This window comes from Candidatus Limousia pullorum, assembly GCF_057405065.1.
Genome location: NZ_CM171614.1, coordinates 840148 through 863526, shown reverse-complemented (window position 1 = coordinate 863526; position 23379 = coordinate 840148). Strand labels below are relative to the sequence as shown.

General features: G+C 43.5%; 6 protein-coding genes. 2 read left to right on the top strand and 4 right to left on the bottom strand.

Going from position 1 to position 23379, the window contains the following annotated elements; genetic code table 11:
* Window positions 1-86: 86 nt before the first annotated feature.
* The 3 genes from CGICJO_RS03720 to CGICJO_RS03710 form a co-directional block, all read right to left on the bottom strand.
* A complete protein-coding gene (locus CGICJO_RS03720) occupies window positions 87-5762 on the bottom strand; it encodes a glycoside hydrolase family 2 TIM barrel-domain containing protein (protein WP_486499690.1) in 5676 nt (1891 codons plus the stop codon).
* Window positions 5763-5999: 237 nt separating this feature from the next.
* Window positions 6000-9899 (bottom strand): sialidase domain-containing protein, encoded by a 3900-nt coding sequence (locus CGICJO_RS03715; RefSeq protein ID WP_486499689.1) that lies wholly within the window; start codon window positions 9897-9899, stop codon window positions 6000-6002.
* Window positions 9900-10173: 274 nt separating this feature from the next.
* Window positions 10174-16101, bottom strand: a complete 5928-nt coding sequence (locus CGICJO_RS03710) for an endo-alpha-N-acetylgalactosaminidase family protein (protein ID WP_486499688.1) — start codon at window positions 16099-16101, stop codon at window positions 10174-10176.
* Between the two features lie 430 nt (window positions 16102-16531).
* On the opposite strand from CGICJO_RS03710, the gene rlmD reads away from it, so the two are divergent.
* On the top strand, window positions 16532-17743 hold the full coding sequence (gene rlmD / locus CGICJO_RS03705; protein ID WP_486499687.1) for a 23S rRNA (uracil(1939)-C(5))-methyltransferase RlmD: 1212 nt from the start codon (window positions 16532-16534) through the stop codon (window positions 17741-17743).
* 879 nt (window positions 17744-18622) lie between these two features.
* On the opposite strand, the gene nifJ is transcribed toward rlmD, so the two are convergent.
* The gene (gene nifJ / locus CGICJO_RS03700) at window positions 18623-22186 is read right to left on the bottom strand and encodes a pyruvate:ferredoxin (flavodoxin) oxidoreductase (RefSeq protein WP_486499990.1); all 3564 of its coding nucleotides are present in this window, start codon (window positions 22184-22186) and stop codon (window positions 18623-18625) included.
* Window positions 22187-22483: 297 nt separating this feature from the next.
* Between nifJ and CGICJO_RS03695 the strand changes: the two genes are divergently transcribed.
* Window positions 22484-23353: a hemolysin family protein gene (locus CGICJO_RS03695; protein WP_087379858.1), complete on the top strand. Its 870-nt coding sequence runs from the start codon at window positions 22484-22486 to the stop codon at window positions 23351-23353.
* The last annotated feature ends 26 nt before the right edge of the window (window positions 23354-23379 follow it).

Here is a 23379-nt window from a genome sequence, read left to right as displayed (position 1 = left end):
CACTGTCCTTTCCTGTTTTTTATATTTCATTGCAGCCTGCACCAAGTACAGGCTGCAATGTCAGTGACTTAAATAACCGTTAACGATTAAGCCAATTTAACCAGCATAAGCTGAATTGCTGTTGCGTCGTCTACCAAAACAGAACCGTCCTTGTCATAATCTGCCAATGAAAGGTCAAATGTCAAAGACTCGTCAATTCTGTCTGCGCAGTAAAGCTGGATATATGTTGCATCGTTTACAGTAATTTTTCCGTCGTGGTTTACATCGCCCAACTGATACTCAGGCTCAATGGACTTAGTGTATTCATATACGTTGATTTCCGCAGCGTTTATGAAGAGGTTCTGCTGTGTGCCTTCGCCCATTGTTCCCACTGCTCTAAGCTGGATTCTTCTTGCTTCAACAGGTGTGAACTCTACAGTCTTTTCTGTGTAGTCCTCTGCCCATGTTCCTTCGTCAAGCTTTACGAAGTCGTCGCCGGACTCGGATGTGCTGTAATAAATCTCATACTTAACAATGTTACCGTTCATACTTCCGCTGTGGAGTCCCTCATCTCTTCTTGGGAGATAAGTGAGCTTTCCAACTGTGTATGTGCCGCCCAAGTCAATGGTAATTTCGTTGTTTTCGTTGTTTGCCATATCAGGCATTGTACCGTCGTTTGCGTTCCATGCTGAATGGTAATATGTGTTCTCCTTGCCGTCGAAAGCAAGTTCAATTCCGTTGCCCTCATGAACAGAAGAAACTTTACCGCTCAAATTCTCCTGCGGAATAAGCTTGTAGTCCTCTTCAGGCTCTACAGGTGTGCTTCCTGAGCTCTTCAGGTTTGCAGCTGCTGTTGCAAGCTTCATGTATGCATCCTTATAGTCTGCGGAAGTTGCAGCCTCGTTTTCGAGAACTGTCTTTGCATTCTCCAAAGCCTCTGCAAATGCTGCCCAGGATTTTGCTGTGTAGTCAGCCTCGTTCTTTCCGAGGTTCTCGTTGTAAAGCTCCTGAAGCATATCCTTTGTAACAGAAGAATAAAGGTTGATTTCTGCTGCTGTTGCGTGGGTTCCGTTTTTGTCGCCCTTTGCAGATGTGATAACAATCTTAACCTTTGTAGCCTTTACAGCGTCAAACTCAACTGTCTTCAATGCGCTTGAATCTGCCCATGTATGACCTTCAACTATTGTTTCTGTTGAACCGTCAGCCTTTGTGATTACAAGGTTGAACTTCAAAATTCTTCCGTTTGGAGAATCCTGTCTTGGCAAATAGGTCAGCTTGCTGATTTCCTTTTCGCCGTTGAGGTCGATTTCAATCCAGTGCGGATTCTGCTCTGTGCAGGTTGTATCGCTTGCCCAGTTTGTATGCCAGTATGTGTTGTTGTTGCCGTCAAGAACGCTGCCTGCTGCTCCGTCTATGCCAACGCCAATCTGGTTGGAATACTGTGAGCAAGCTGTAGCTGTCATGCCTGTTCTGTCAAGAGCTGTTTCAGGCTCTTCCACAACAACTTCATCACCTGTTGTGCCTGTTGTTCTGTATCCTCTTGTTGCATCCATAATCTCTGCATTTGTGGAGGATGTTGCAAATGGGATAATTGTATATTTATAATTGTATGCCTTATCATTCAAAATCTGATACTGAGGAAGTGTATCAGGTCCGCAGCTTGAGTTACCGTTACCGTCTGAACCGTAGTTTACTGCAAGATATGTGTTCTCGCTTGGCTTAAGCTCATATGGATGTGTTGCTGTATCAAGCTGATCTGAAGTAAAGTGCAATGCACTTGCTTCAAAGTTGTCGCCTGCTATAACAACGCCGTTTGCCTTATTTTCGTCTGTAACAGCAATCCACTTAACATTTGTAAGGTTACCGCTGTCCTGAACGTCAATAAACGGATAGTACATGTTTGTAACTGTATCTGTGTAGATACCGTATTTTGCAAATGTGTTTCTGTCGCTGTAGGACTCAATTCCGCCTGCGCCGTACCATGTCATCTGCTCTGCGCCTGCAGGAAGAGTCATAACTGTACCAAGTCTTGAATATCTGCCAAGGCTTGTAACAGAGCTGTTGTCAACTGTAACGTCAACTGTAATTGCTCCGCTTCCGTCGATTGTGTACTCGATAATCTCGTCACAGTTTGCAGCTGCTCCGCTGAGGTTGAGAACTGTCTTAATAACAGTCTGTCCCTTATCGTTTGTTGTAACCTCGCTGCTGTCAAGTGTTACGTTGTCGTCTACCTGTTTCCATGCTGCATTGAGAGCACGGTCGTTGGCGTTCTTTGCTCTCCAGAATGAAGGTACAGGACCCTCTGTAATCAAAACTTCGCCGCCTACTGTGTAATTCTCAATAGCGCCTGTTGTCTTGTTAATCTTAAAGTTGAAGTTTTCACCTGTTACTGTGATATAGTCAGCAGCAGAATCATCAACTGTAACTTCCTTATCGGAAACCTCTGCCTCTACAGAGTATACGTCTGTGTCAAGAAAGAACTGCTCGTAAGCGATTACATAACCTGCATCTGCCCAGTCTGTAGCCTCTTTGAGCTTAACATTGATATTGAGATAGTACTCAACGCCGTCCTCACCTGTTGGGAAAGTAAAGCCGTCGAGAAGGATTGAACCTGTTTCGCATGGAGCGATATCGCCGATTATTGCGCCTGTGTCAAAAACTTCGCCGTCCTTGAGGATTTCCCATGTAACGTCGTAGTCTGAAAGTGACTTGCTGGAGTTTTCACTCTTAACAGTTACAGTTCCGTTTAAGAGACTGTCTCTGTCTGCCTCAAACCAGAAGTCCTGATACTCGTACTTAACCTGAGCGATTTCAGGCTGTGGATCTCTGTCAGGAGATATAAGACCGTTTGCGCAGAAGCTGCCCTGGTGACCTGTCTCTCCCCAGTCACCGCCGTAACCGAAGAAGTATCCGTCCATTTCCTCATTATAGAGGGTCTGATGAGCATAGTCCTCTGCATAGTAATCCCATGCATCTATTGGCTTTAACTCGCCTATGCTCTGGCTGTAATCCAACCAAAGAATAACGCTTTCGTTGTCTGCTGTGATAGCAGGAGATGTGCTGTTCTGAGCCTTAATCTCGTCGAGAGTAAGAGCCTTGTTATAAATTCTTGCAACGCCGATTTCACCGTCAAGTGTTCTGCCGTTGTCTGCGCTTATACCAACGCCCAAAGCTGTGTTGGTTGATGCAATGTTGTTTGCAATAGTTGCGGATTTCAAAAGAACTCCGTCACAGTAAATGCTAACTGCACCCTTATTATAGGTTACTGCAAGCTGATGCCAGTTGCCAACCCAATCGCTTGGATAGTTTGCTGATACGCTTCTCCAACCGCCTGAGTACACAAAGAACTCGATAGCGTTTGTTGTTGTCTTAAATGCAGCCTGAGTGTCGCCCTTGGCGATAAATATCTGGTTAGTAGCTGTTGAATTTGGCTTAACAGTAACTTCCATTGTGAACTGCTTGTCAGTACCTGAGAGATACTGATTATAGAAAGCTGAATCATCCATTGTTGTGTAACCGTCAACAGACTTTGAAGAAAGAGCCTCGTCAGCGTTTACATCGTTTATTGCGTTTGCATTAAGTGTACCTGTCTTTTTGTTTGAGCTGAGGTCAGATACATTGTAAACTGCACCGAACTCATCCTCAAAGCTGATTCTTCTTGACTGGTCAACCCAGTCCCAAATGAAGCCGCCCATCATATTGTCTGAGCTTCTTATAATATCCCAATAATCGTTAAGGCTTCCCACTGCGTTGCCCATTGCGTGGTCGTATTCGCAGATTACATAAGGAAGTCCTGTTGGGTCGTCGGCTCTTGCCTGAACCTGGTCAACTGTTGGATACATATGGCTTGCTACGTCAACGCCCATCCATGCTTTGCCCTGCTCTACAAATTTACCTGTGGCACCTTCGGAGTGTACCGGACGAGTTGTATCTCTGTCCTTAAAGTACCAGATTGCCTCTGCAAACATGTAGTCACTCCAGCTTGCGTCCTTATTGTAGAAAGTTTCGTTACAGATTGACCACATAACAATAGATGTATAGTTTTTAAGTCTGTTGAATGTTGTTGCCTGTCTGTCAAGGAACATCTTCTTAAATATAGAAGCGTCTTTTCTTGCGTCAAGGAACTGATGGCACTCTGCGTTTGTTTCTGCCATTATGTAAAGACCATATTTATCGCAGAGCCAGTAAAGATACTCATCGTTGCTGTAGTGAGAGGTACGAACAGCATTGATGTTGTTGAGCTTCATAAGCTCGATATCCTTTTCATAAACCTCTTCGGAAACATATTTTCCGTAAACAGGGTCTGTGTCGTGTCTGTTAACACCCTTGAATACCAAAGGCTCACCGTTGATTGTAACCTGCTGATATTCTGTTGTGTTAATTGTATAGTCGTTGTTTGCTCTGTCAGCAACCTCTGTTCTTGTAAATCCGATTTCTCTGAAACCAATCTCCTGAGAAGCAGCTTCAACCATATTGCCATCTGCATCATAGAGAGTGAGAATCATTGTATAGAGGTTCGGGTTTTCCGCTGACCAAAGTTCCGGAGCAAGATTTTCAACGCTGCCTGTTACTGACTTTGTTTCGCCGCCGTTTACTGTAACTGTGGCAAGTGTTGTTTCCTCAAGGAAGTTTGTGCCGTCCTCGTTTTTGAGCTGAACTTTAACAGTATATTCTCCGGCCTGTGAACCGTTGTTTGTAACTTTGATATCTGTGAAATCAAGGTCAGCCTTTGTATAGTCCTCGTTGAGGTCTGTAACAACCTGATAATCGCTTACATATGTTTCAGGAGTTGCAACGATAAATACGTCACGGAAGATACCGCCGTCCTTAATCATATCCTGAAGCTCCATCCATGTAGCGTCGCTGAACTTGTGAACCTCAACTGCCAGAACGTTTTCACCGTCATAGTTCAAAGCGTCTGTAATGTCGAAATAGTGAGGAGAATAGGAGTCCTCGCTGTAGCCGATTTCCTTGCCGTTGAGGTATACATAATATGCAGACTCAACGCCCTGGAAAGAAATCATAACTCTGCCTGTTGCAGACTTCAAAGACTCGTCAACTGTAAATGTCTTTCTGTAAAGGCCTACAGGATTGTAAATTGTAGGAGCCTGAGGAGCCATGTTGTTGCCCCACTGCTCGCTGCCCTGGAAAGGAACTACAGTATTTGTGTAGATTGAGTAGTCAAAGCCCTGCATTGTCCAGCTGCAAGGAAGCTGAAGTCCTGTTTTCCAGCCGTCTACTGAGTTGATATCGTAACTCGGCTCATAGAAATTTGCATAGCCTTCGCTTTTAGCAACTGTATCGTTTTGAACAACCACTAACTCCCAGTCCTGGTTATTCTCTCCTGTAAGTTTCTGATAATAAGGTGATTTATCCTTATCATAGTTAAGTGAACCCAAAAATGCATTGTCCACTGTGTCGTAAGGCAAAAATGCAGATGTTGAGGGAGAAAGCACGTTTATACCAAAAACATCTACGTTATCTCCTGTGCCCTTCCACTCGTCGTGAGTAAAAATGGAGTCACCGTTGTCGGCAAGCGGTGCTGCCTCTTCTTCATTGCCGCTTTCAAGAACAAGTCTGGCTGAAGCCTCTCCGGAAGTGATTTCGTCTTCCACTTCCTCAGGCAGATATGTTCCGTCCGGCTGTTCCTCAGCAACCGCCGTTGTGGTTTCCTGAGTTGTTTCCTGTGCTTCTTCGGCAAAAACCGATGAAGTTTGTACCATTACACTTGAAAGCATCAAAACTGTAAGTGCAAGAGATACAATTTTCTTTAAATTCTTCATCTTTTTCCTCCTTTTTTCTAAAATAGATCAGAATTTATATTTATACTCGAACCTTTTGGGCCGAATCTAAATCAATTTTACAAGCTGCAGTTTTTGAAATTTATTTTTATATTTTCCGTAAAAACACAAAAATATACTTCAAAATGCCTTTGCAAAGCAAAGCTTATATAAAATAAGCTCTGCTTTGCGTTTAGGTCAAAAAATGAATATGGAATTATCTGATAAAATGAACCTTGATTAACTTATAATCATCTCATAAGGTGCGAGATACTCTACAATACCTACGATATACTTCTGGATTTCTGTAATATCGTTTATATCGATTTCACCGCTTCCGTCTGTATCGGATGCTATAACTGCAATATCAGTCTCACCAAGATTTTCTTCATTGAGATAAAGCTGAAGCACTGTTGCGTCAATAATTGTAATCTTTCCGTTCATATCAATATCGCCGCTCATGTATCTTACATCTGTAGCCTTATCGAGCTCGTCAATCATATTCATTAACTGCTCGTTGGTTGCCTCTGCATTTTCAAGGAGAGCATAGGCTTCTGCCACTTTCTCTTCCAATGCTGTTACGTCCGGTACATACCAGAAAGTTTCAGGATTTTCAGCGATGATTCTAAGCTTGTTCTCTCCCTTAAGAATAGCTGTTTCAAGCTCTTCTCTGTAGTCAGGCTCTGTTTCGTCACCAGGTACATAATACAATGCTATTTCTGTAGCTGAAGCATATGTATTTCCTGCTTCTGATGAAAGTGAATTAACTGCTACAAGCTTTACATATCTAGCCTTAACAGATTCAAATTCAGCCTTCTTCCATGAGTTGTCTCCTGCCCATGTGCCTGTAGCAACAGATGTAAACTCACTTCCGTCTGTGCTTACAAGTATATCATATTCTGTGATTATACCGTTTGACTGTGTCTGTCTTGGCATGTAACGGAGACCTGTTACATCCTTAACATCTCCAAGGTCAAGAGTAATCCAAAGGTCATCTCTGTTATTGCCGGCTGCCCACTCTGAATGCCACATTGTGCTTGTGTTCTTGTCGATAGCCTTGTCTGCGCCTTCTCCTGCATGGAAGGAACCTGCTTCAGCATCTGCAACTGCAAGGTCAAAGGAACCGTCGTCAGCTGATATACCATAGCTTGCAACAGCTATTGTTTCGCCGTTTCTCAGTGAGCTTACACCTCTGAGTGTGCTGCTTTCAAGATTTGCAATAGGCTCGATAACTGCGCTGATGTCGCCGTTGAACTTTTCTTCTATTGTGTAATTGAAGTAAATTTCATTTGTACCTGAACCGCCTGCATAGTCAGCATAAACTGTCTTTGTTTCGTCTCCAACATTGTACTGGAGCTTAACCTGTGCGTTTCCTGTTACAAATACAGGAACTCCCAATGTAACCTTTACTTTGATTGTGTCGCCAACCTCTGTAACGCCTTCGCTTCCGTTTGCACCGTTGATAACCTCAGCAGAAATATCTGTGATTTCCGGATACTCAGGAACATTGTTTACATTGCCGCCGTTGCCCTCAAGGAGATAATCGATGCTGAACTTCTGGAACAGCATGTCGAGAGCGTGCCATGTTGTATCTGTTTCGTAGAGAATACCGATTGTATTTTCATCTATAGATGTAAGGCAGGAATACTGGTCGTGTCCTACGTTGATTGTTGTATATTTCCAGTCGGCTGAATCCTTTGAAATTGTGCCGTCTGTAATATCTGTTACACGGATTGTCATGTTATTTCTTCCGCTTGCGTTAGGGTTAGAAATAATGAGATAAGTTTTTCCGTTATACTCGTGCTTCAATGCTGACATCTGGCAGTATGTGTCATAAACAGCAGGGTTTCTTTCGCAGGAATCCCAAGTTTCGCCGCCGTTTGTGCTTATTGACATATATGCAGCACCTGAATAGTTACGGCTGAACATTACAACCTTACCTTCTCCAAGATCGATAACCTGGTTTTCTGTAAGCTGTGTAAGGGATGCAGCTGTTGAAGGATCTTCACCGTTAGCTTCTATTGCAGCTTCGCCTCTTGTCCAAATTTCGCCGCCGTCGTCACTGTAGATTGTTGCGGAAGCCTGTGTAGAAAGTCCGCCTGTCTTGTTTGTATGATAGATTGAGAATATAAGTCTCTCTGTACCGTCAGGCATAATTGTAGTTGTACCACGTCCTGGACCTGTTCCGCAGAATACCATCCAGTCTTCTTTTACCATGCCTGTAACGTCCTTAGGCTCGCTCCATGTGAGACCGTTGTCAGTACTCTTGAAGAGCCACAGATAGCTTGTCTTCAAAACGCTGAGCTCGCCTGCGTTTGCTCCTGTATAAAGGAAGATAGAACCTGCGTCAACCTCTTCGCCCTCAACTGTCTTTACAAGCTTACCTGTTGAGAAGTCTGTAACCTTATAATTTGTAACATTGCCCTCTGCATCGTAAACAATGTTGTCCTCTCTCATTGTGTAGATGTTCTTTTCTGCATCGTAGAGAGTGAGATATTTTGTTCCGTCAACATCTGTATAACCTGAACCTGCGTCCAATGCGCCCATAAGAGCATATGACTCCGGGAACATGTCAACCAAGCAATAGATTGTACCGTCGCCGGCAACCAAAAGCTCGGAATCGATTATAAACGAATGAGCAGAACCGCCGGATGGAAGGTCTGTAAGCATAATAGGCTCGCTCCATGTTTCGCCCTTATCCTCACTGCGTCTTACCATAAGGTCGATATCGCCGTAGTCAGCAGCTGTTGTCTTTCTCTGGTCGATAGATGCAACCAATGTGCCGTCAGCGGCTGTTACCATTGCAGGGATACGGTAGTTGGCAGAATTACCATAGCCTGAATAGAAGAGAGCTGTTCTGTCGGAAACATCTTCCTCGGAAACGCCTACAGAACCTGTTCCGTTCTGGATAGAAGCCATCTGAGAAGCTGAAAGAACATTTGAATATACCTTAACGTTATTTACGTTAAAGTCGCCGAACCACTGGTTGCCGGCTCCTGTTTTTCCTGTTCTTACCATACCGCCGAGAGATACTGTGTTGAGATTATTTATCCATGTCAATGCGCTGAACATACCTGTGAAAGCCTTTGCTCCCTTTGATACGCCGTCAACATAAAGTGTAACGTTTGTACCGTCAAAAACAAATCCTAAGTTATGCCAGTTTCCGTCATTGAGGTTTACGCCGTCCCAGAATGTATGTGGATTCTGAGCAGCTGTTTTAAATTCAAAACCTACTCTTGTTCCGGCAGAATTCAAATAGAAAGTAGCGTATTCATCCTGAGCGTCTCCGTTGGAGAAAGCAAGATAGCTCTGGAGGCTTGCGCCTGCAACGCTTGAGTCTCTCTTGTATGTAATGTTGATTGAACCCTGGTCCATAGCCTTGATTGCATCAAGGTCAAAATCGTCTGTAACTACCAAAGGCTCTGTTCCTGTTGTATCCTTAACATTTGTTTCGGATATAACTTCTGCCGGGAAAATACCGTGGAACTTGAGAAGCTCTGTTTCATCCAAAGCAAAGTTTGACATATAAACATCTTTGATTGTTCCGTTAAAAGACCAGTCCTTTGAAGCATTAGATCTCTTTGAACCGCCGATAGTTGCTGCAACCAAATCTGAAACGCCAAAATTGCTTGTGAATTTTGTGCTTGTTGCGCTCTTGTTTACAACACACTCACCGTCAAAATAGAATTTATAATATTCGTTCTCTTTTACGGTGAAGCTCAGTGTATGAAACTCTCCGTCGTTATAAGTTTTTGAAAAACTGAATGATGTGTTTTCTGTACCTCTTATCTCAATACCGATTGTATTTCCGCTGTTGAGGTAAATATTTACGTAGCCGTTTTCGTTACTTTCAGAAAACAAACCAACAAGACTTTGGAAGCTATTGGCTGTTGTTTTAAAAGTAACTGTCCATGTTGCACTTGTGTTATCCTTGAAAAAGTCAATATCCTCTGATATATCCAGCCTGCTCGCTGTAGTGCCGTCAAAGGTCTTTTCTTCGTTCACAAGATAACTCTTTGTGTTTTCGTCTGTGACTGAGTCCGATATTTCATTGGCGCTTACAGGCAATACAAGGGCGGATGCCAGCAAAAGAACCGAAAGAATACAGGAAACAATCTTTTTAGTTGTTCTTAGTTTCAATCACAATCTCTCCTTTTTAATTTTTATATATTGATATAACAACCCTTCTGCCACACAAGTTGCCATAAAAATATCCTATTTTCTCACAGCAAGTAAACCTTTTTATACATTTCATTCATTATATGAATTCATAAATCAATGATTTCCGTTAATTCATCAATTCATATAATAATTTATAATTCCTTTTAAGAAATTTGTTATAAAAGCCATGCCACCGGCGTACAAAGAGAGTACGCCAGTGGAGGTTTATTCACTTATTTACTGACTTTTATTATTACTTATTCAGCAGGTCAATCTGAATATATGTAGCATCGTTAACTGTAACCTTGCCGTCATGATTATAATCAGCCAAAGCCAAATTAAATACAAGTCCGTTTCCAAGGTCGCCGCCGTCTTCGATAGCTTTTGTAATGTAAAGCTGAATAGCAGTTGCGTCGTCTATTGTAATGGCACCGTCGCCGTTAACATCTCCGAGAATATCCTCGCCCTCTTCAGGCATATATTTCTCGATTTCTTCGTAAGCTGCCAAAATCTTGCCTATATTACCTGTAACTGTATCTTCATAAACAGCCTTTGCATCTGCAACAGCCTTAGTCATAGCGTCCTTATCGTTGCCCTCAGGCATTGTTGCAAGAGCTGCTTCTGCCCTAGCAATGTAAACTCCGAATGCTTCTCTTTCGTCAGAATTTACCTTAGGAACAATAGCGTTGTAAGCATTTGTAAGCTTTTCTGTCATAGCGTCGATTTCGCTCTGACCTACGCCGGACTGTTCTCTGAGCTGCTTAGCCTCTGCAAGAGCAGCTGTGAAAGCAACCATATCCTGACCGTCGTTGAAGTTTGCAGTCTTAATTGCTTCTGCCTTTTCGATTATAGCGTCAAGCTCTGCCCATTCTGCAACTGTTGTAAGTGCGTCCTTAGCAGCATACAAAGCGTTAATCATTTCGTCAATAGCATTAACTGTTACTTTCTCCTCTTCAACGAGAGCTTCTGCCTCAGCAATCTTGTTCTGGAATGCTGTCCAGTTTTCATCCTTCACATAATCGCTTTCAACTACATTCTTCATTTCGTCGATAGCTGTCTGGAGTCTTGCCTTGTCATCTGCTGTTGCATAGCCAACAAGTGCACCCTTAGCCTCCAGGAGGTTGCTGTAAGCTGTGAAGATTTCATCGTCTGTAGCTGCGTCGCCCTTGTCAATAACTGCCTTTGCAGCTGTCATTGCCTCTGTAAGAGCCGCAAAGCTTTCTGCTGTGTAGTCATCAGCGTTGAGAGCATCGCACTCCTCATAGAGAGCTGTAAGGGAATCCATAGTAGCTGACATTTCCTTAACAATGAAGTTGTCAAGGATGTAGTTGTTCTGGTTGCCCTTTGTGATATCGATGTATGCTTCGTTGTCGCCTGTTGTGAACTCCAGTGTTGCTGTTGTCTTTACCCAGCCTGCAGGATTTCCGCAGGATACAGAAGCAAGTGTCTCACCTGTGATATCGTCCTTAGCTGCAAATGTAAATGCATTGTTGCCTGTTGCGAAGTAGTCGATTGTTGCAACATACTTTGTATTAGGCTCAAGTCTTACTGTGTAAGGCATTGTTCTGAGGTAGTCGCCTGCACGAACCTTCATTGAGTAGTTTCCGTCGATAACGTCGTTTGTAACGCCTGGGTTCAACTCAGAAAGGTGAGAGTTATCACTTTCTGTTGTTGTGAATACTCCGTAGCCCTCATCGCCGGACTCAAAGTCTTCGTGGCAAATCTCTGTGCCTGTAAGCTCTGTACGTGTTGTTTCGAGAATTCTTACATCGTCAAGGTTTGCTGTGCCTGTGCCTGTTGTCTTGAGTGTAAGAGTTATTGTATCTGACTCAGCTACAAATGTTACCCACATACGCTGTGTATATGTCTGATACTTACTTGTATGGTGAATACCATATCTTACATTACTGCGCTCCATATAGTTGGAAAGTGTTTCATCTCCGTTCTTAACCTCAATGGTTGCAGTTGAATTGTTTACTGTTGCCCAAACAGAAGCTGTATACTGCTGTCCAGGTGTAAGTCCTGTAATTGTCTGATAGAGAGTACCGTCGCCGTTTATAACAGCCTCTGTGTTACCTCTTGAATTGTTTACAAAGCTGATGTTATCCTGATCGCCTGCGTTCCAAGCGTAGTTCGGGTCATGGCTGTCAAAGCCAGGATCCTTAACGTATCCGCCTTCGCCCCACTTAACATCTTCCTGCTCAGCCTGAGCTTCTTTATAAACAACATAGCCTGTGCTTGCTTTTGCATTGATTGTTACCTGACCGTTCTCGTCAACCTTGAGAACTGTAGGCTCGCCTCTTCCTGTATCGGAAAGCTCATAGAGATAAACCTCTGTAAGGCCGTCCCATGAATCCGGGAGATACCATGTGGAGCTGCCGCCGTTTGAATTCCAGTGGTAAATCTTGTTTTCTGTTTCTGCATCCCATGGGATGAATATCTTATTGCCGTTGGCAATTTCCTTGCCGTCCTTTGTGATAACATTTACGCCGTTAACAACCTTTGTAACAACATTCATGTCCTCGCCAAGTACAGCCTCGCTGTTGGAATTGTACTTGTAAATTGGGAACTGAGCCAAGTATCTGTTTGGAAGAACATTGATAAAGAACTGCTGGATTGTGTGGTCGAGTCTATAAGATGTCTGCCATCCGTCGATACCTACAGTAGCTCTGTCTGTCATTCCTCTGAAGAGTGTTGAGTTGTTGAAAATATCCTGAGTTTCATTGCTTACAAAACGAACAAGGTTTCCGGCTGTGTTAAATCTGCCGTCAATGTGATGTCCGAATGCACTTGCCTTGTCCATCATGTTTACATACTCTGTGCTTACTGACATGCCCTTGCTGTTGATTTCATCCTGGAGCTTGTACATTGCCCATCTTGTGTCGAAGTAAACGTCAACATAGATGTTCTTGAGCAAGCCCTGAGTATCATCGTAAAGCTGCTGGAGTCTTTCGCCCATATTCTGATAGTCTTCGCCGTTGTACTCGGTCATAAGAATATCGTTTTCACGTTTAATCTGAACTGCGCTGTCATACCAGCTCCAGCCGCCTACAGTAGAACCGATAATGGAGTACTGAGGAGCCTCTGGATAAACCTCTGTGTGGTTGATATGAACACCGATGTTTGCATTGTAAGCGTCTGCATTCTGGAGAAGTGTCAGGAAGTCTTCAAGACCGCCGGCACGTGTGTTGTAGTTTGCAAAGTCTGGGTGAGAAGCGTCATGACCTTCTGACTGATAACCCTTGATGATGATGTTCTGATTGAATCCGTCTGTTGCAAGATAAATCTTCTTTACGTTGTCAAGAATTCTGAGGAACGGATACTGAGCAGCTGAACCAACGTTCATAGCTATCATTGTCATGCTGTCCTGATAGTTCTCATAGCCTACAACATAACCGTACTGACCCTCGGAAGCGCCTGCATCGTCACGTCTTGCGATAGCTGCATCCTGGAAGTCAACAACGTCGTCCTGGTTTCTGTCGCCTGTAATTGCAATCTTTGCCCAAGGCTCTTCGATAACCTCGTTATCGATGCCCTTGTAAAGGAATTCGTTTGTCCAAAGCTTTGTTACAAAGCTTCCGTCCTCCGCTGCCACTGTGCGGTAAGCAACGCTCTTTCTTGCTTTGATTGAGCCGTTGTTGATTGTAGCACCGATATTGCCGTCGCTGAGAACTGCAATTGAAGTTTCTTTGTAAGCCTTGTCAGCCTCTACAACTGTTGAAAGGTCAACTGTTGTTTCGCTGTTGTAGTTATTAACTCTAAGCTCTGCATCTCCCTGTGTGCTGCTCATGGAAACCATTGCCTGCTCAGGGAAGTTGATTGTATAAATTGTGTACTGACTGTCGTCAATATCTGTGATTGTGTAATTGATTGTGTTGCCGTCCAAAGCATAGTTTACATTCATTGTTACAGCTTTTTCATCTGTAATATTGATTGTAAGAGGATATGTAATGGATGTGCCGTTGTTTACAGCTTCACCTACAACAGGTGTAAACTGCTTATTGTTGATTTCAATAATGTTATTTGGTGTTTCCTCACCAGGAGTTGTTGCTCCTGTTTCCAAAAGCTCATAGCCGATAACTCTTGGGAAGTTCTTATCCAAAGTAACCTTAATTTTCTCATTCTGGATTGTTGTTTCCTCTACAGTTTCAGGAGCTGCTGCAGGAACAACATTTGTAACGCCAAGGTAAGAAGCAGTAATGCTTGATCCGCTCTGCATGAAGATACCCTGCTTACCTGCGCCTGTTGTGATTATGTCAACATAGCCGTTGTAGATTTCAGCGTTGTCAAGGTAAACTGTAAGAACCTTTCCTACAACTCTTACTCTCAGTGTGTAAGGCTTAATACGGTCTGAGTAAATTCTCTGACCGTCATCGCAGTAACCGCCGGATGTAAGAGAATAGGTCTGACCCTTTGAGTTCTTAACCTGCCAGGAAAGACCGTTGCCGCCACCGCTTGCAGGATAAATAGCTGTCCAGTTATCATCGTTTACATAACGAACAACAATACCCATGTTGCCGTTGTCCTTAGATGTATTGAACTTGTACTCAACGTCAACATTTGAAAGATCCTTAGAATTCTGGTCGATAAACAGTGTGTTGCCTGTTGCGTTTACAACCTCAAATTCTCCGTTCTCATTGATACCGCTGGAGTTAACATTTCCGGAAACCTTTTCAAAGCCTTCAATGCCGTCCTTGGAGAAGTCACGAACGTAATCATACTGTTCTGTGTCAACTTCGCCCTCAACCTCAACTACAAAGGTTGTCATGTAACCGTCTGCAAAGTGGAAGGTGAGAACCTTTGTCTGACCTGCCAATGTTGCGATGTAGTCCTTGCTGATTGTTACAACATCTTTTGTTTCGTTGATGCTGTAGTACTGTGGATCGAGATCAGCGTCGTCAACTGTAATCTTTGAGAATGCATTGTTTGTCTGTGAAAGACTTACCTTTACATCATACTTGCCAATGTCTGTTGAAGGAATATATGATGAATCAGGCTCCAAAACAACGCCGTTGAAGCTGCCTGTTACATAGTTGTCAATCTTTACGTTGCCTGCAGGTGCGCCTGCTGCGCCTGTACCCCATGTTCTCACGCCGGACTTACCTGCTGCAAGGTCAAGCTGAGAAACTTTGCCGTTGTAAACAACTGTGTAATCATCCTCTGTCTTTTCCTTTATAAGGAAGCGGATGTTTGCGCCTATGTACTCAACTCTTACGTCGTATGTAACACCCTGCTTGATTTGGTAATCAGCGCCGGAAAGCATTCCCCAAGAAGAACCCATCTGCCAAGACCAGTTGCCGTCATAGCAAATAGCTCCGTACTTAGAGTTGTCTGTATATCTAAAGATAAGACCCCATCTGCCAACACCGTCAAGGTCGGTAAGCTCTGCCTCAATAAAGCCGTCGGGAATTGCGTCTGACATATTGTCAACAGCCAAAGTGTTGTTCATGCCCTTAAATACAGCATAGCCCTCTGAGCCTTCGCCATATGTATAATCTACAGTTCCCTGACCTTCCTTAATCCGGAAGTCGCCCTTTCTGTTTTCGTCTGTAAAAGTAACGATGTAATTGCCGTTCTCATCTGTTTCTCTTACAGGAGGCTGAGGAACATCTTCACCCTCGCCTATTTCAGCTCCGATTATGCCGATTTCTGCTGCTGAGGTTGTGAGTGTCGGAGAATCATGCATTGACTCATCGCATTTAATTTTAATATATCTCACTCTGTAAGGACCAAAAGATGCAGTTTTCACATCTCTGGTTGCTTCCCATGAACCGGAAGCCACCTGTGACATGCCGTCCTCTGTAAGACCTGCATAAATTGTGTATTTTGTTATTGTACCGTTTGTACCTGAATCCTGTCTTGGAGTATATCTTATTCCGGACACCCTATACTCCTTGCCAAGGTCAATAACAATATAGTGGTTGTCGTAGCTTGATGTGTCTGAACCACCTGATGACCAGTTGGTCTCCCACATTGTGCTTGTATTGTCGTCAAAAGCATTGGTTGCCGGTGTGCCATATGCAGCCTCTTCGCTTCCGGCAGTAACCTTAATACCGGCTGTATCAAGCTCGTCCGCTTCTCTTGCAGAAGCAGTGCTGACAGCACCGGTTGCAAGGCAGGACAACGCCATAACAGCTGACAATACCAAAGCCACAAGCTTTTTAGGTGTTGATTTTGCCATAAAATCCATACTTTCTTTAAATTCACTTACAACATGCCTTCTCAATATTCCTAAAATTTTCAAGATGAACGGCAACTGTTCCTGAAAATCAGAAATTTGACTTACTATATTCTTTTTAATAACACAGATAATCACTCAAAAAACATATTATACGCATAATTATCATAACACAAGTGGGTTCCGAGTTCAAGAGCTGTAAAAAAATATTCTAATTTTTGTTATCTTTGACGAGAATCTATCTGTTATATTACACAAAATACCCTCATTATTTTTTATAGTCTATACAAAAATATACTATTAACTTTAAATTTACAGTGCATTTTTTGTCGTATTGTGTAACTTACACAAATTATAGCTTAAATCTGTTTATTTATACAAAAATATGCTATAATTTTATCAGCAATTATTATATTAAAGGAGCTGCAAAAAAATGGCAGAAAATAAAAAACCGGGAAACACTCTCAGCACAACCGAAAAAAAACTAACCTTTTGTATAAAAAGCAAGTCCTGCGGTGCATGTCATCTGGCAAATCTATCCTATGACCAACAGCTTTCTCTGAAAACCGGCACAACAATAAAACTAATATCTAAATTCTGCCATATTGAACCTATAATAGGCGCAAAAAATCCTACAGGTTATCGAAATAAGGCGCAGGCAGTCTTTATGAGGGACAAAAGAAATAATCTTGTATCCGGTATTTACCGTTCCTCCGACGGAAACGCCGTACCTGTTGACAACTGCAGGCTTCAAACAGCAAAAACAAACGAGATTTTCAAAACTCTGTGCCTGCTTTTTAAAAGCTTTAAGATAAAACCCTTTGACCCGAGAACAAAAAGCGGCTATCTGAGAAGCGTCACCATAAGGGAAGCTTTTGCAACCGGCGAAATAATGGTTATAATTTCCGCTGTAACTCCGGATTTTCCCGCAAAAAAGACATTCTGCACAGCTCTTGTGGGAAAGCATCCGGAAATAAAATCCGTAATATTTGCCCAAAACAAAAACACCGAAAGACTTTTTCAGGGAACAAACAGCAAGGTCCTTTACGGAAAGCCATATATCACGGATTATCTCTGCGGTTTGGAATTTCACATTTCGCCCCTTTCTTTCTATCAGATAAACCACGACCAGACAGAAATTCTTTACAACAAAGCCATCGAACTTGCACAGCTTTCCAATGAAGATACCGTCCTTGACGCATACTGCGGAATAGGAACAATAGGTCTTGTGGCGTCAAAACAGGCAAAATCTGTTATAGGCTTTGAAATAAACGGCGATGCGGTGAAAAGCGCAATAGAAAATGCAAAGCTGAATAAAATAAAAAATGTCCGTTTTTATAAGGCGTCAGACAGCGAATTTTTTGATTTTGCCGGCGATGAAAAGCTGAATTTCTCAACAGTTTTTCTCGACCCTCCAAGAGCCGGATGCAGTCAGTCATTTTTAAGTGCGCTTTGCAGTAAAATAAAGCCGAAAAAAATCATTTACATTTCCTGCAATCCTGAAACCCAAGCCCGTGACCTGAGATTTCTCACTAAGAACGGCTATAAATGCAAAACCTCCCAGCCTGTAGACATGTTCCCCTACACCAACCACATAGAAAACATCGTGCTGATTGAAAAAGTTTTTATATCCGACGTGCAATAACTTAGCAATTAAAATTAACATCATCACACGCCGGGCGAGACGTTAGCTTTAGAAATAACAATGGCTATGTTACAGTTAACTTTGTAGCATAGCCATTTTTTATTATGCCGTTTAATAAAAAAATCAAACCTTAGGGGCGGATTGTATATCCGCCCGGTTGCAGTAAGGTTTTTGTTAAAAATAAGTTAGTTTATAAAAGATAATTTTTATTGACAGATGAACCAAATCCGTATTTTAAAAATATTTTTTGGGACGGTTTGTTATTTAACATCTTCTCCGTAAACGTCATTATTTTTATTATACGGTGCTTGTTGCCGGACACACATGATGGTGCGCCCTACGATATATAGTTCTATATAAGAATAATAAAGAAATGACAAAGCCAACTGAGAGCGAACCATTCCAAACCGCTTAACAAAACGCTTCGTCCGCCTTGAAACTAAGTTTATTTTTATATAAAACCTTTGCAAGGCGGAAACAAAAAACTCGCCCGACGGAAAATGGAAGTTTATTTTTACATGAAAGCTTTGCCGTCGGAATCAAAAGACTCGCCCGCCTTGAAACGAACTCTACTTTAAAATTAAGCCTTTGCAAGACGGAAACAAAGGTCTCGCCCGACCTGAAACGGAAGCTAATTTTTTATATCCGCCCTTTGCAAGACGGAAACAAAGGTCTCGCCCGACCTGAAACGGAAGCTAATTTTTTATATCCGCCCTTTGCAAGACGGAAACAAAGGTCTCGCCCGACCTGAAACGAAAGCTAATTTTTTATATCCGCCCTTTGCAGGTCGGATATAAAAATAACCCCTCCGAAGTCTCGTCCGGAGGGGTTTGTCAAGAGTTAGACTCTTGTGATATTAAGTTTTATTGAGCGATAGGATTACTCCATGTCAAGCTCTGCAAGCTTTGTGAGATGCTCGTACTTCTTCTCTGCATACTCCTCTGCCTTCTCGAAGAGCTTCTCAGCTCTCTCTGGGAATGCACGGCTGAGTGCGTTGTAACGAACTTCGCCCATAATGAAGTCACGATAAGAAGCTGTTGGAGCCTTGCTGTCGAGCATGAATGGGTTCTTGCCTTCGTCTGCAAGTCTTGGGTCATATCTGAAGCAGTTCCAGTAACCTGCGTCTACTGCCTTCTTCTCTTCCTGCTGAGCAATGCTCATGCCGCCCTTAATACCGTGGTTGATACATGGAGCGTAGCAGATGAGGATTGAAGGACCGTCGTAGCTTTCAGCCTCTGTGAATGCCTTGATGCACTGGTTGTAGTCAGCGCCCATTGCTACCTGAGCAACGTATACATAGCCGTAGCTCATTGCGATTGCAGCCAGGTCTTTCTTCTTTGTAGCCTTACCGGCTGCTGCGAACTGTGCAACAGAACCGATTGGTGTAGCCTTAGAAGCCTGTCCGCCTGTATTTGAGTAAACCTCTGTATCGAATACGAGGATGTTTACGTTCTCACCGGATGCGATAACGTGGTCAAGTCCGCCGAAGCCGATATCGTATGCCCAGCCGTCGCCGCCGAGGATCCACATGGACTTCTTAGCAAGGCTGTCTTTGTCGATAAGTGTCTTCTTAGCAAGCTGGCCTGCTTCGCAGTCGCAGTCTTTGATTTCCTCGAGCTTCTCAATAAGAGCATCAGCAGCTACTCTGCTTGCGCCTGAGTTGCCGAGAGTTGAGAGGTAGTTGCTGCATGCTTCCTTAACGCTTGCATCCTCTACCAATTCTTCAATCTTAGAAACATACTCGCAGAGTCTGTTTCTGATAGCCTTCTGGCCGAGAGCCATACCGAGACCGAACTCAGCGTTATCCTCGAAGAGGCTGTTATGCCATGCAGGACCGTGACCCTTCTTGTTTACTGTGTAAGGAGTTGCAGGTGCAGAACCGCCCCAAATTGAAGAACATCCTGTTGCGTTAGCAATGAACATTCTGTCACCGAAGAGCTGTGTAGCAAGCTTTGCATATGGTGTTTCACCGCAGCCTGCGCAAGCGCCGGAGAACTCGAGGAGAGGCTGTTTGAACTGGCTGCCCTTAACTGTGGACTCAGCAAACTTGTCGAGAACCTCTGGTTTTGGATCGAGCTTAAAGCCATAGTCGAAGAGCTTCTGGCCTGCTCTCTGAGTATCAATTGGCTTCATTGTGAGAGCCTTGTTACCCTTCTTGCCTGGGCAAACCTGTGCGCAAGCGCCGCAGCCTGTGCAGTCGAGGGTAGATACTGTCATAACGAAGTTGAGGCCCTTCATACCGATCATAGCAGCTGACTTTGTATTCTCCGGAGCAGCTGCGAGTTCTTCGTCTGTCATAGGAACAGGACGGATAACAGCGTGTGGACATACAAATGAGCAGCGGTTACACTGAACGCAGTTTTCCGGATTCCACTCCGGAACGTCAACTGCAATACCTCTCTTCTCGTATGCAGCGGAGCCCTGTGGGAATGTACCGTCTACATAATCCATGAATGCAGATACAGGAAGCTTGTTGCCCTTGTAAGCATTAACTGGATGGAGAATTGTGTTAACATACTTAACAACATCTGCTCTGTCGCCTTCTGCGCAGTATGCAGCAGCATCGTCAACGCAGTTAGCCCAATCTGCCGGTACTTCAACCTTCTTAAGGTCTGACATACCTCTTTCGATAGCGGCGTGGTTCATGTCAACGATAGCCTGACCCTTCTTAGAGTAAGACTTTGTAGCAGCGTCCTTCATGTACTGCTTTGCTTCCTCAGCAGGAATGATATCTGCAATCTTAAAGAATGCGGACTGAAGGATTGTGTTGATACGGCCGCCAAGTCCGATTTCCTTACCGATAGCGATACCGTCGATTGTGTAAAGATTTATCTTCTTGTCAGCGATGAGCTTCTTCATCTTGCCTGGGAGTCTCTTTGAAAGCTCTTCAACGTCCCAACCGCAGTTGAGAAGGAAGCTGCCGCCCTCTTTGAGGTCCTCTACCATCTCATACTTATCAACGTATGATGGGTTGTGGCAAGCAACGAAGTCAGCCTTGCTGATGTAATATGTTGATTTAATTGGCTGATGACCGAATCTCAAGTGAGAAACTGTAAGACCGCCGGACTTCTTTGAGTCATATGCGAAGTAGCCCTGAGCATACATGTCTGTGTGGTCACCGATAATCTTGATGGAGTTCTTGTTAGCACCAACAGTACCGTCAGCGCCGAGACCCCAGAACTTACAGGAACGTGTGCCTGCCGGAGTTGTATCTGGATTTTCAACAACAGGAAGTGAGAGATTTGTAACGTCGTCTACGATACCGATTGTAAATCTCTTCTTAGGTGTTGCGCTCTGTGCATTTCTGTAAACAGCAACGATGTCGCCAGGAGTTGTGTCCTTGGAAGCAAGGCCGTATCTGCCTGTGAATACCTTTACGTTTGCAAAGTCAGAACCGTTGATAGCAGCCAAAACGTCAAGATAGAGAGGCTCGCCGATTGAACCAGGCTCTTTTGTTCTGTCGAGAACAGAGATTGTCTTAACTGTCTTTGGAAGCTCGCTGAGGAGGTAATCAGCAACGAATGGTCTGTAAAGTCTAACCTTCAAAAGACCAACCTTCTCGCCTGCTGCGTTGAGGTAATCAACAACTTCTTCTGTAGCGTCGCAAACAGAACCCATAGCAACGATAACGTGCTCTGCGTCCTCTGCACCGTAGTAGTTGAATGGCTTGTAATCTGTGCCAAGCTTTGCGTTGATCTTGTTCATGTACTCAACAACAACCTCTGGGATTGTATCGTAGTACTTGTTGCAAGCTTCACGAGCCTGGAAGAAGATATCGTCGTTCTGAGCTGTACCTCTGATTACAGGATGCTCAGGATTGAGGCTGCGACGACGGAATGCTTCTACTGCGTCCCAGTCGAGGAGCTCGCCGAGGTCTTCATAATCCCATACACCGATCTTCTGGATTTCGTGTGAAGTTCTGAAACCATCGAAGAAGTGAAGGAAAGGAACTCTGCCCTTGATTGCAGAAAGGTGAGCAACTGCTGCAAGGTCCATAATCTCCTGTGGGTTGTTGGAGCAGAGCATTGCATAACCTGTCTGACGGCAAGCATAGATATCTGAATGGTCGCCGAAAATAGAAAGAGCGTGGCTTGTGAGAGCACGAGCTGAAACGTGGATAACGCTTGGGAGCAGCTCACCGGCCATCTTGTACATATTTGGGATCATAAGAAGCAAGCCCTGAGAAGCTGTATAAGTAGTTGTCAGAGCACCTGCTGTCAAAGAACCGTGAACAGCACCTGCAGCGCCGCCTTCGGACTGCATCTCTGTTACCTGAACCTCTCTGCCGAAAAGATTCTTCTTTCCTGTTGCAGAGAACTTGTCTGTCTCGTCAGCCATAACTGATGACGGGGTGATAGGATAGATAGCAGCAACGTCTGTGAAGGCATATGATACATATGCGGCAGCATTGTTACCATCCATGGTCTTCATTTTTCTGGATATTGCCATTGGAAACTTCCTCCTTAAAAAATACCTTTTCCAACTGGGTTAAAGGTACATATCATGTAAACTCTGATGCCCAGTGTTTCATTAAGATAATAACACTTTTTTCGTCACTTGTAAAGTAAAAATAAAAATTATGGTTTGACATTTTATCAATTTTTCTGTAAAATCTATTTGTAAGAAGGTAAATATGTTATGTTTGGGTTTTCTTTTTGGAAAAAACCCTGTTTTTACCCTCTTTTCCGGAGTTTTTTTAAGCTTTCCGGACACTTATATATACCGAAAGGATGAAAGAAAATGCCTGACGAATCGGGAGGCAACAATTCACAAAGCAAAAAAGGCACCGGCTTCTTCGACAAATTTTTCAAAAATAAAAACCACGAGGAAATGCAGCAGGAAGCCGAGGACGAAATACTCTCTCTTGTTGAAGAGGGAAACGAAAAAGGCGTTATTAAAAGCTCCACAAAGGACATTATCGAGAATATTTTTGACTTTGACGACCTGTCTGTAGGAGAAATTATGACCCACCGCACCGACATGGTGGCAATATCCGACGACGCATCACTTTCAGATGTGGTAAATACGGCAATTTCCACCGGATATTCACGTATCCCTGTTTATCACGAGGATATGGATAAAATAACCGGCGTGCTTTACGTAAAGGATTTGCTGCGCTATGTGCTGGGCGACGTACCTAAGGATTTTAAATTATCAAATGTAACACGTGAGGTTCTTTACGTTCCTAAAACAAAGAAATGCTCTCTGCTTTTCGCCGAAATGACAAAAAAGAAAATGCAGTTTGCAATAGTTGTGGACGAATACGGCGGCACAGACGGACTTATCACCCTTGAAGACCTTATCGAAGAGATTTTAGGCAATATTCAGGACGAGTTCGACCACGAAAAAGAGGAAATAAAGGAACTTTCCGCCAATAAGTTTACCGCCGACGGCTCTCTTCCTTTGGACGAGGTTGAAGACCTTACCGGAACTTCCCTTAAAAACATAGAAACAGACAGCGAAACAATAGCCGGACTTATTCTTGACAAAATCGGCAGAATACCAAAAGAGGGCGAGCACCCGTCAATAATAGTAAACGACCTTATGATAACGGTAGATAAAATTGAGGACAGAAGAATTTCCTCCGTTATCATAGAAAAAAGAGATTAAAATTTCATATTAAAAATTTCAGCGGC